Origin of the sequence: uncultured Campylobacter sp. (genome assembly GCF_938045465.1) — a bacterium.
In the GTDB taxonomy this organism is placed as follows: domain Bacteria; phylum Campylobacterota; class Campylobacteria; order Campylobacterales; family Campylobacteraceae; genus Campylobacter_B.
This window is the reverse complement of the sequence record NZ_CALIBF010000126.1, coordinates 1-10,659: the sequence shown is the minus strand read 5'-3', so window position 1 is coordinate 10,659 and position 10,659 is coordinate 1. Positions and strand designations below refer to the sequence as shown.

Annotated in this window: 9 protein-coding genes and 1 pseudogene; 5 read left to right on the top strand and 5 right to left on the bottom strand. The window is 48.4% G+C overall.

Annotation, left to right across the window (positions count from 1 at the left end; genetic code table 11):
- Positions 1-600: 600 nt before the first annotated feature.
- On the top strand, positions 601-1,320 hold the full coding sequence (locus Q0413_RS06190) for a TerC family protein (protein ID WP_298988114.1): 720 nt from the start codon (positions 601-603) through the stop codon (positions 1,318-1,320).
- Positions 1,321-1,354: 34 nt separating this feature from the next.
- Positions 1,355-2,806, top strand: coding sequence for a hypothetical protein (locus Q0413_RS06185; RefSeq protein WP_298988113.1), 1,452 nt, complete (start codon positions 1,355-1,357; stop codon positions 2,804-2,806).
- Between the two features lie 253 nt (positions 2,807-3,059).
- Here the strand turns inward: Q0413_RS06185 and Q0413_RS06180 are convergent, their stop codons facing one another.
- From Q0413_RS06180 to Q0413_RS06170, 3 genes are all read right to left on the bottom strand, one after another.
- On the bottom strand, positions 3,060-4,088 hold the full coding sequence (locus Q0413_RS06180) for a DUF3137 domain-containing protein (RefSeq protein WP_298988112.1): 1,029 nt from the start codon (positions 4,086-4,088) through the stop codon (positions 3,060-3,062).
- Between the two features lie 380 nt (positions 4,089-4,468).
- The gene (locus Q0413_RS06175; RefSeq protein ID WP_040303892.1) at positions 4,469-5,029 is read right to left on the bottom strand and encodes a Fe-S-containing hydro-lyase; all 561 of its coding nucleotides are present in this window, start codon (positions 5,027-5,029) and stop codon (positions 4,469-4,471) included.
- Positions 5,030-5,039: 10 nt separating this feature from the next.
- Positions 5,040-5,885, bottom strand: coding sequence for a fumarate hydratase (locus Q0413_RS06170; RefSeq protein WP_298988111.1), 846 nt, complete (start codon positions 5,883-5,885; stop codon positions 5,040-5,042).
- A 199-nt stretch (positions 5,886-6,084) separates the two neighbouring features.
- On the opposite strand from Q0413_RS06170, the gene Q0413_RS06165 reads away from it, so the two are divergent.
- From Q0413_RS06165 to Q0413_RS06155, 3 genes are all read left to right on the top strand, one after another.
- Positions 6,085-6,642: a NapC/NirT family cytochrome c gene (locus Q0413_RS06165; RefSeq protein ID WP_297895919.1), complete on the top strand. Its 558-nt coding sequence runs from the start codon at positions 6,085-6,087 to the stop codon at positions 6,640-6,642.
- A 10-nt stretch (positions 6,643-6,652) separates the two neighbouring features.
- A complete protein-coding gene (locus Q0413_RS06160) occupies positions 6,653-8,053 on the top strand; it encodes a multiheme c-type cytochrome (RefSeq protein ID WP_298988108.1) in 1,401 nt (466 codons plus the stop codon).
- Between the two features lie 279 nt (positions 8,054-8,332).
- On the top strand, positions 8,333-8,749 hold the full coding sequence (locus Q0413_RS06155; RefSeq protein ID WP_298988107.1) for a hypothetical protein: 417 nt from the start codon (positions 8,333-8,335) through the stop codon (positions 8,747-8,749).
- Positions 8,750-9,995: 1,246 nt separating this feature from the next.
- Here Q0413_RS06155 and Q0413_RS06150 read toward each other — a convergent pair.
- On the bottom strand, positions 9,996-10,214 hold the full coding sequence (locus Q0413_RS06150; protein ID WP_298988106.1) for a hypothetical protein: 219 nt from the start codon (positions 10,212-10,214) through the stop codon (positions 9,996-9,998).
- 180 nt (positions 10,215-10,394) lie between these two features.
- Positions 10,395-10,659: pseudogene (locus tag Q0413_RS06145) on the bottom strand (hypothetical protein); the annotation flags it as partial.

Here is a 10,659-nt window from a genome sequence, read left to right as displayed (position 1 = left end):
CAAATCGCTGCAACCCTCGCTGTTTGATTAACGAAATTTCTTTCGCCGCGATTTGTTTTGTGCTATTTATTACGCGCTCGCTTAAATTTCACTTCGCACCCTCTGCGTGCATTCGGCGCCAAAATTTAGCCTACCCACATTGCAGCGCCCGTCATCAAAATTTACTTGTTGCGGTACCTATCTTTAAATTTTGAAATTTGCCGCTCCTTTTTCAAATATCCGCCAACCTCGACCGAGGTATGCCGCCTGTGCGGCTTTAGCTGCACGCGGATTTCAAAACGAATTTTGATAAAGCAAACATTCGCTACGCCGTAAATTTATCCACATATTCACCCTGCGGCAGTTTAGAAAGTAAAATTTTGTGCAGCATGAATATCGTCCCGCGCCGTACTAAACAAATTAAAATTCCGATCTATGCTAAATTTAGCCCATATTTGCGCTGTATCAAAACTCAAAATTTTAAAATTCGAGACTTTAAATTTAGTGCGAAATCAAGCGCGGAATTCCCCGCGCAGTTTCGCGCGCGAAGGCGGTAAAATTTAGAAATTTTAACCAAACTTTCGCTATCATCACGGCTTAAATTTCACCCAAAGGAAACCGATGTTTGAATGGATCGCCTCACCCGAGGCATGGATCAGCCTGGCGACGCTCACGGGGCTTGAGATCGTGCTTGGTATCGACAATATCATCTTTATCGCGATTTTATGCGGCCGCCTGCCCGAGGCGCAGCGCGGACGCGCCCGTATAATGGGGCTCGCGCTTGCGATGTTCACGCGCATACTGCTGCTTCTTAGCCTAAGCTGGATCATGGGGCTAACTAAGCCGCTATTTAGCGTGCTTGCGCGCGATTTTAGCGGACGCGACCTCGTGCTGATCGGCGGCGGATTGTTTCTGCTCGTCAAATCCACGCTCGAGATCCACTCCAGCGCTACCGGCGAGTCGCACGAGCATAGCGCTAGCAGCGGCAAGGCGAGCTTCGGCGGCACTCTCGTGCAGATCGCCGTTTTGGACATCATCTTTTCGCTCGATAGCGTCATCACCGCCGTGGGCATGGCGCAGCACCTGCCCGTGATGATCCTCGCAGTCGTCATCGCCGTGGGCGTGATGATGCTCGCTAGCGGCGCAATCGCGCGCTTTGTGGACACAAACCCGACGATCAAAATTTTAGCGCTTGCGTTTTTGATTTTGGTGGGCGTCTCGCTGATCGCCGACGGGCTGGGCTTTCACATATCTAAGGGCTACATCTACTTCTCGATGGCGTTTTCGCTACTGGTGGAGCTCATCAATATCCAGATCCGCAAAAAATCCGCCGCGAAATAGAGGGGCGAAATTTTGCGAGATCTGAAAAGCGCGCATGGGATTTGCTAAATTTCTTTCGCCGCGGCAGATCAAGCTTGCTCGCGGCACGGCTAGGGATTTAAAGCTACAGCCCGCGGCTGCAGACACGGCGAAATTTAGCTTTACGCTGGAGGGCTTGCGCTTTGCGGGAATTTTAAATTTAAAACGCGACGGACTTTATCTGCCGATACGCGAGGGCGACGAGCTGGCGGTGATATACGAGGCTTCAAGCTCAAATTCCGGCGGGGAGGCTTTGAGGGGCTTAAATTCCGATCGCGAGGCTTCAAGCAGTGCCGATTTAAGCGGCGAAAATTCCGCAGAGCGCCCTAACTGCGAAATTTCAAGTAGCGGAAATTCCACCGCCGCAAATTCAAACCGCGACGCATATAGCGATACGGCGGCAAGTGCGCGCCAAAATTCTGCGGTATCTGATTTAGTGGGCAAAGATCACAGCGGTATAAATTCCGCCGCTTTGGGTTTTATCCATAAAGATTTAAGCGGCTCATTCTCTTTAAATTCTACCCGCGAGGAGCACGGCGCTTCGGTAAATCCCGCCCTCTCCCCGCTAGATTTCGTTAATCTAAGCCTAGGCGCGCAGCGCTGGAGGGACGCTGGCAGTACGGCGCTCGCCGCGATATTCGCAGCCTTCGGCGTAGCGCTAGCCGCGATGAGCATCTACTGCATAATCTTTATTTTTGAAAAGAGCGATCCTGCGGTGGCGATAGCCCTGCCAGTCCTCACACCTTTTGCGTATTGCAGCTTTAAGTTTATGCGAAGAGACTGGCGCGCCGCAAAGTTCGGACGCATATTCGCAGCGCTTCCGCACTCCAAAGAGCCCAAGCGAAGCGGCGAAGCGGAGGGCTATGCTAGCGGCGTGCGCGTGCTGCAAAGCGGCGACGTTTATTATTATGGCTTCGCGCTGGACGGGCTATATTTATCGGGCGATAGCAAGCGGCGTATTGTCTCTGACGCGCTACGCGCGGATCAAAATTTAGCGGAGCTTGCGGACGGCGAAAATTGCATGAAATTTAAGAATTTAGACGCAGAAAATTCCACAAATTCTGCGAGCATCAAGAATTTTGCGAAATCAGCGAATTCCACAAGCTCTGCAAATTCTACTAACGCAGCAAATTCTATAAATTCCACCCGCTCTGCCGAAGCCACGGTACCCGCCAAGGCGAAGGACGCTTCGCAGAGCTTCGAGCTGCAAAACGGCGATATTCTCCGCGCTCGCTACAAAGACTACCGCGTAAGCGGGCTTTGGAATCAAAGCCGCGGCATGAAGCTAGGCGATACGCGCAGCGGACTTCGGCGCGCAGCGGATTTTATCGCGGGCGTGGCGCTACAAATAGGTCTGCGTCTAGGCGGCGCGCTCGTGTTGACGCGGCTCGGCGATCACATCGGCGGCTCCTTCGGCAACGCCCTAAGCTTCATCGGATTTTTGCTGCTGCTTAGCCTTATGCTTTGAAGGGAGAATTTCAAGCGACAGCCTCGCGGAATTTTGCAACTTCAAGAAATTTCGCAATTTCGCAGAATTCCGCAGCGAGCGGATTTGGATTTTAAATTTCAAGGCTTTGGGGCTGTGAATTTAAAGGCGCGACAAAATTTCAAATTTCATCAAATTTCAAAGCGCGCAGAGCTGTAGCATGTGGAGCCGCGGCGCGGCGTGTGAAGCTATAGTGCGCGAGGCTGTGACACGCAAAGCCACGGCGAGCCGCCCGCTAGCTCCAAATTCTTTCGTTTAGTTTTAGGTTTTTTACGATCGCCAAAAAGTGCGAAAGCTCGCGCTTGAGCTGCGCGGCAGGATCGCGGCGCAGTACGCTTTCGTCGATGTCGGGCTCGAAATTATCGCGCCCCGTATTTACGAAAATGTAAATTTTGCTATCTGCGAAGCTAAGGCTAACGGGTGCGGCTACGGCGCCTGCGAAGCGCAAGAGCCTCCGCATAAAGGCGGGCGTTAGAATATACATCGCGCCCGCCGCGTCCTCGCAATACACGGCGAAGGTGGCGTTAAACTCCGCATCGTCCATATCTATCTTTTTTAGCCCGAGGGTGTTCGGCGCGCCGGCGCGAGCGGGAAAAATCAGGGTTTTGGCGCTTATGCGTTTGTTAAATTCCGCGTAGAAAAAGGTGCCGAGGATTTCGCTTTCTGAAAATCTATTAAATAAGCTCACGTCACAAAATGCGAACTTCACGCCGTCATAAACGCCCGAAACCCTGTCGTTGCCGTATGAGTATCTGTCTAGTCGAAAAAAGAGCCCGGAGAGCTTGAGTTTGGAGGGATCGATATCGCCTGAAATTTCATATCGGTAGCCGAACGCCTTAAAATAAGGCATTAGATAGTGCTCTTTAAAAGCGCACTGAAATTTTACCGAATAATCTTGTTTAAAGCCTCTAAACAATACGAATAAGCTCGAAGCAGCCAAGATTAAAGTTATAATCGCGAGTAAGATATATTTGGAAATCGTGGGGCGATTTTGTAAATCGTTTAGAAATAGGCTCATAGCAAAAAGGCAGGCAGCGTAGATTATCTTAGCTTTTATGGAGCCTTTATCGCACAAAACGGCTACTATAAGAACAACCGCGAATAATCCGATAAGAGACAACAAATCTGCCATGCCTCCTCCGTCGCGCAGTTTGTATAACAAAAACGCGCCGTAGCCGAGCATGCACGCCGCCGCGAAGATCGTATTTCTTTTCGCCTTATACAAAAGCCCCAGTCTGATCTGCTCCAGCTCGCTTGCGCTCATTTTGCCCCTTTTAAATTTAAGATGGATTATGACGCTTGCGGGCTTTAAATTTGCTTACGAACGGCGACGAAATTTTAAAATTTAGACTTGGATAAATTTGCGGCTAAATTTAGCGGCGGATTGTTTAAATGGAGCAAAGACGGGATTTCGGTATAAATTTAAGCGGCGCGAAATTTTAAAAATTCCGTGCCGCGAATGGAGATAAAATTTTACGAATGCGTTTAAATTTCGCTACAAAATTTCATCTGCGCGGCAGCGTAAAATTTCGCAAAATAGACGCCGTAGTTTATGTCTCGAAATTTAGGGCGCCCAAGCGAACGCCGATAAATTTACGGGCGCTCGCACTGCAAAAAGCGCCGCGCGGACGCCGCTAGCAAAATTTAAATTTTTCTATAAGGCGCCTGTCCGACTTCGTAGAAGTTATTGCCCTCGCTGTCGATCGCTACGATAGCGGGGAAATCCTCGACGGTAAGTCGCGCAACCGCCTCGGGGCCGAGCTCGGGATAGGCTAGCACTTCGTATTTTTTGATGCTTTGGCTAATCAGCGCGCCCGCTCCGCCGATGGCGACCATATAGACGCAGCCTGATTTTTTCATCGCCTCTACGACGGCGTCGCTGCGGTAGCCCTTGCCGATCATGCCGTTGATGCCTACTTCGTTTATCATCGTCGGAGTGTATTTATCCATACGTCCGCTAGTCGTAGGTCCTGCGGCACCGATTGCCTGACCCGGTTTGGCGGGGGTTGGTCCCAGGTAATATATCGTCTCGCCCGCTAAGTTTACGGGTAGCTTCTCGCCGCGAGCGAGGGTTTCGGTTAGCGCCTTGTGTGCGGCGTCGCGAGCTGCGATGATGGTGCCGCTAATTAGGACGTTATCGCCCGCCTTTAGGCTTTTTACTACGCTTTTATCGAAAGGTGCGGTAATTCTTTTAACTTCTGACATGATTTCCTCCTTATAGTTCGGCGTCGGCATGGCGAGCCGCGTGGCAGTTGATATTAACGGCGACCGGAAGCCCCGCTATGTGGGTCGGATACCACTCTACATTTACCTTAACGGCGGTGTTTATGCCGCCCAAACCCTGCGGACCGACGCCCGTAGCGCGAGCCATCTCCAGTAGTTCATCCTCTAGCTTGGCGTAGCGCTCGTCGGGATTTCTGCTGTCGATCGAGCGAACCGCGGCTTGCTTGGCTAAAAGCGCCGCCTTATCCATCGTGCCGCCGATACCGACGCCTACGACCATAGGAGGGCAAGCGTTAGGGCCTGCGTATTTGACCGCCTCTAAAAATACCTTTTTTACCCCCTCGATGCCGTCTGCGGGAACGAGCATTTTTAGCACCGATTTGTTCTCGCTACCGAAGCCCTTCGGGGCTACTTTGATCTTAAGTTTATCTCCGGGGACGATACGGGTATTGATGACCGCGGGGGTATTGTTTGTGGTGTTTTTGCGCTCAAAAAGTGGCTCTGCGACCACGGATTTGCGCAGATAACCGCCTACGTAGCCGTCCGCAACGCCTGCGTTGATAGCATCCTCCAAATATCCGCCCTCGATATGCACATCCTGACCGAGTTCGACAAAAACCACCGTCATACCGGTATCTTGGCAGATTGGTGCAACCTCTTTTGCCGCTAAATCGGCATTTTGCAAGAGTTTGCCTAAGATATCTTTGCCGATAGGCGAAATTTCATTTTCGCGTGCTTTTTCAAACGCCGCGCGCATATCGGGCGTGACTTGATAACAGGCTTTTTTGCAAAGCTCGCTGACTACTTTGGTAATTTCATCCGCTTGGATCGTTTTCATGATCTCTCCTTGTATTGAAATTTTAATGGATTATATTCCGTTAAACTAAAAACTTAGTTTAAAATTTTATCTTCATTTAATAAATTTTAACAAAAGGCTAGAAAATAAGCGGTTTTTAATCTTTTTATAATAAAATACCACTTTTCGAATTATCAAATACTAAAAATTTTGCGAAGAAATTTTAAAATCAAGGAAACCTATGAAAAAGAAAACTCTTGTGCTGCTCGTGGGCGCTTGTGTGCTTATAGGAATGATACTTTCTCTTGGGATTGCGGAGATGGTTCACCTTACGGGCACCGATAAATTCTGCGTATCCTGTCATACGATGCAGCCGATGGCAAACGCATTTCACAACGATGTTCACGGCGGCAATAACCCGCAAGGCTTCAAGGCCGATTGCGTCGCCTGTCACGTTTCTCATGAAAATACCTTTATGTATCTTTGGACCAAGGCTCTAACCTCCGCAAATGATGTCTACAAGACGGTCTTTACCGATGCCGATAAGATCGACTGGCAAGAAAAACGCAAGGAGCGAAATCATTTCGTTTATGAAAGCGGCTGTCTAAGCTGCCATCGAAATTTAAAAGAGCAGAATAACCAAGTAAATAAAGCCTGGCTCGCACATAGGGATTATTTCGCGGGCACTACCGGCAAAACCTGCGTGCAGTGCCACGAAAACGTCGGTCACAAAAATATGGGTATAGAGATCACCAAATATTGGGATAAATACAACCTAGAAAATAACAAAACCAAGTAAAGGAGAAGCAATGTTAAAAAAAGTCGCTATTTTAATAGCCTGTATCGCATCGTTCGCATTCGCAGAAATGCCCGCGCAACATGCGAATATGTCCGCGTCGGACGCGAACGTAAGCAATTCCGTAAACGTTAGTCTTACGAAAAATTTAAAGGTAAATAGGCAGCTTACGCCGCTAGCTAGACGCTGCGTCGAGTGCCATGCCGAAAAAACTCCGGGCGTCGTTGCGGATTGGAAGATGAGCCGTCACGCTCACGTAGGCGTTAGCTGTACCGACTGCCACTCGCAGCCAGCAGATAGCCCTATGGCAGCTAAAGAGCCGCATCCGAAAGACACAGACAATCATATTTCGGTGCTAGTTAGCCCAAAAACCTGTGCCAAATGCCACAGCAACGAGGTTAAAGAGTTTGAAAACAGCGGTCACGCAAGAGGCGCTATGCAAATGCAAGCCAACAAAGGAATGGTTGATCTAATGTATCACTACGAAGGACGTGATATCCCTGATCTTAAACATGCACCTGATATTACCGGCTGCTCTCAATGCCACGGTAGCGTCGTTAAAATGGATGAGCATAACAAGCCTACCAAAGAGACCTGGCCCGTTTACGGCATCGGTACGGTTTATCCGGACGGTAGCGTAGGCGGATGCAAATCATGCCATTCTGGTCATAAATTTTCGATTGCTGAAGCTCGTAAGCCTGCTGCTTGCGCATCTTGCCACTTAGGACCTGATCATCCGGATATCGAAATTTACAATAACTCAATGCACGGACACGTATTTAACGCTGAAGGCAATGAGTGGAAATTCGATAGCGCTCCTGGTACTTGGGCGGTTCCTGATTACCGCGCCCCTACATGCGCGACCTGCCATATGAGCGGCGGTGTTGGCGATTTAAACTCCACTCACAACGTATCTCAACGCTTGAAGTGGAATTTGTGGCAGCCTAAGAGCAATCTACGCACCGGCGGTAATGAGACTGCGGTAAGCGAGTTTTTAAATACCGGCAAACTAAACGTTGGCAATCCTTTGGCAGGTAACCTAAACGGTCCTGAGGCGGCACGTGCCGAGATGAAGCAAGTATGCAAAGAGTGCCATGCAAGCACCCATACGAATAATTTCTTTGAGGTGGGCGATAAGCAGGTACTTCTATATAACGTTTACAACGACGAAGCGACTAAGATGCTAAAAGAGCTTAAGGAAAAGAAACTTCTAAAAGACGATCCTTGGGCGGATGCGTTCCAGCGAATCTATTATGTTTCATGGCACCACGAGGGTCGCAGAATGCGCCAAGGTGCGCTAATGGGAGGACCTGATTATTCGCATTGGCACGGCGTATTCGAGCTCAAAAATGACATCAGAGAGATGCGCGAAATCTATGAGCGCCGCATCAAAACCGGCAAGATCGAGGAATAATCCTTTTTAGTCTGCTAAATTCTGCCAGACTAAACAGATCAAGCTTGTAAGCCCCTGCGCTTCGCAGGGGCTTTTTTATTTACACAAAATTTTGGAATTTTATTTTGTAATCCGCAAAGCCCATCGAAAATCGCCCCTAAAAGCCACTACAAAATCACTGTCTAAATTATTTAAAATTATTGAGAATTTATGACGGAAATGACTGATAAATTAGAGTAAATTTATCTCTTTGCAATCCAAAATTAGCTACAATCGCGCATATCATTTAAAAGGAATTTTATGGACAAGCGAACGGCATTAGACTTTTTGAGACTTCATCAGCCAATGCCTGCGCAGCTTTCGGATCAGCTCGTGGTAGAGTTTCGTGCGGTACGGGAGTTTTTGCGTGACAATCCATGTGATGAAGCGCTTGAGCCGCTTTTGCGCTCGCTAAATGAGGGCGACGGCGCAGGTGAATATCCACTCGTGGACGAGGTGCTAGGTGCGGCGGACGATGCTGCTGCGGTAGCTGCGATTAGAGCGGTCTTGGAAGATCCGAGCACGGGCAGCGGAGCGCGATTTTGGGCGACGCTTTTTAGCGTGAGCTTCGTCCGTAAGGAGCTCATCACAAGCCTGGAGACATCGCTTAAATACGTAAACGATGATTTGATCGAGCTTACAAAGGAACAGATCGAAATGTTCAAGCAGCTGGTGTAAAGCTAGCTGCGTAACTTAGAGTTGCGCCTTATTCGCCAGATTGCGCCGCTACAAAGCAAATCCAAATTTATAAAAATCGGCTTAATCGCAGGCTGCTTTTAAATTTTAAAATTTTGCGGTCGCTTAAAATTTTTTAGAGGCGGCGATTATGCAAGAGGCGCGCTTTATTTTCTATGCGCTGTGGTAGGCGTCCTGTGCGAGGGTTGCTATCGGCAAAGAATAGCGTCGCTGCTAAGTGCGAGCGGCGCAGGCACCGAGAGATATGTGCCTAGGCAAGAGTAGAAATTTCACGGCGTCGTTTGAAGTAAAATTTTAAATCTGCGGGCTTGTGATAGAATTTAAGTCGTAATAGTGAAGCAGAATTTAATATGCGGCGAGCACGACGCTGAAATTTTAAGCTTGCGTCACGCAGTGGCGGGATTTTGCTCAGTGCGATCCGTACGAAATTTTAAGCCGTAAAGATAAAGCGGAATTTCTCATACGCGATTTTTTTGAGACGAAATTTTAAGTAATGAGTTTGAGGCGGGATTCTAAGGCGCGAGTTAGACTATAAACTCGCGCCGTCGGTAGAGAATACCGCGCCTTTTTGCGGGCTGAGAGCTTCGACCGCGCAACAAAGAATTCCACGCCATTTCGTACTACAGCTACAGACCTTGGCTACGCAGCGAGTAAAGTAGTGCTATAGCTATGCGACTAAGGATACTGCGCCATTTCGTAAGCGATCTTGTAGCGAGGCTAGGCTATGAGTCTTGGTGCATGGCATAAGAAATTTGTGCGGTGCGATCCGCGTGGAATTACACGGCGCAGATTTCGCGCCTCCATCTGCACCGCCAAAAATTCTACTGAGCGGAGTTGTGATCTAGAAATTTTGCGGCGGCACGAAATCTTCTAACGCGGATTTTGAGCTTGCGCGAAATTTCGCACCGGCTAGCATTTGAGAGACCTGAAATTTTAAATCGCATATCGCTTTAAAATTTTAAACTTATAAAATTTGAGCCGCGCTTGCTTTTAAATCCTAATTGCGCGCCGTGCTTGGTAATGAAATTTTAAAATTTCATCGCGTCAAGAGCAGTTCGATAATCGGCAGGCGCAGTTAAAATAAGATAGATAAAATGCATCAGCGCGCGAAGCGGGGCTAAATTTAAATTGAAATCAAAATTTTAAAGTGCGATTTAGACCGCTTGCGGGCGCTCGATCTTGGCTTTAAAATAGTTAAATTTAGCGCTAGCGCCTGCGGGGGCTTCGGCTACCTGATTTTTGCGGTGCCGAAGCAAAGTCCGTTTTCGTTGCACTGCATATTTTCTATCTGCGGATCCTCGCTTTCGCCGCAAATTTGAATCATCTGATGCGACGCCTCGTCCATTTTAGGCTCGCTGCAATACGAAACGCCAGGCTCTGGATGCTCCGAGTTAGAGCAGCCGCATATAATCAGCGCCGCGCAGGCGAACAAGAGGGCATTTTTCATTCTAAATCCTTTTAAAGAATTTTGTAATTCTATCTTTGCAAAGCTGAAATTTTACGAAATTTAAAGCGTTTCGGATAAATTTAACGCGCCCTTACGGCGAGTATGGCGGCGAGCGTAGCGATGAAATTTTAAAATTTCATCGCGCCAATTCATATTCTTGCGTAAATTTTTAAAATCACCTCAGCGGGCGGCTTTTTCGCAAGATTTTTGCAGTATCTTGTTAGAATCGACACTCATGATTTTTTTGCCCAATTTGCACGCCTTGTCATAGTATCTCATCGCCGCTCTTTGATCGTCGTTCTCTATATTAGAGGCGTATATCGCGCAAGATACCCAGTTCCCCTCAGAATCGCAAGATATTCTATACTCTTCGGCGATTTTTGCTTTAATTACGTCCTGCACAGCTCTTAAATTTTGCACTTCAAGCTCAGCAGGTCTGCTGCAA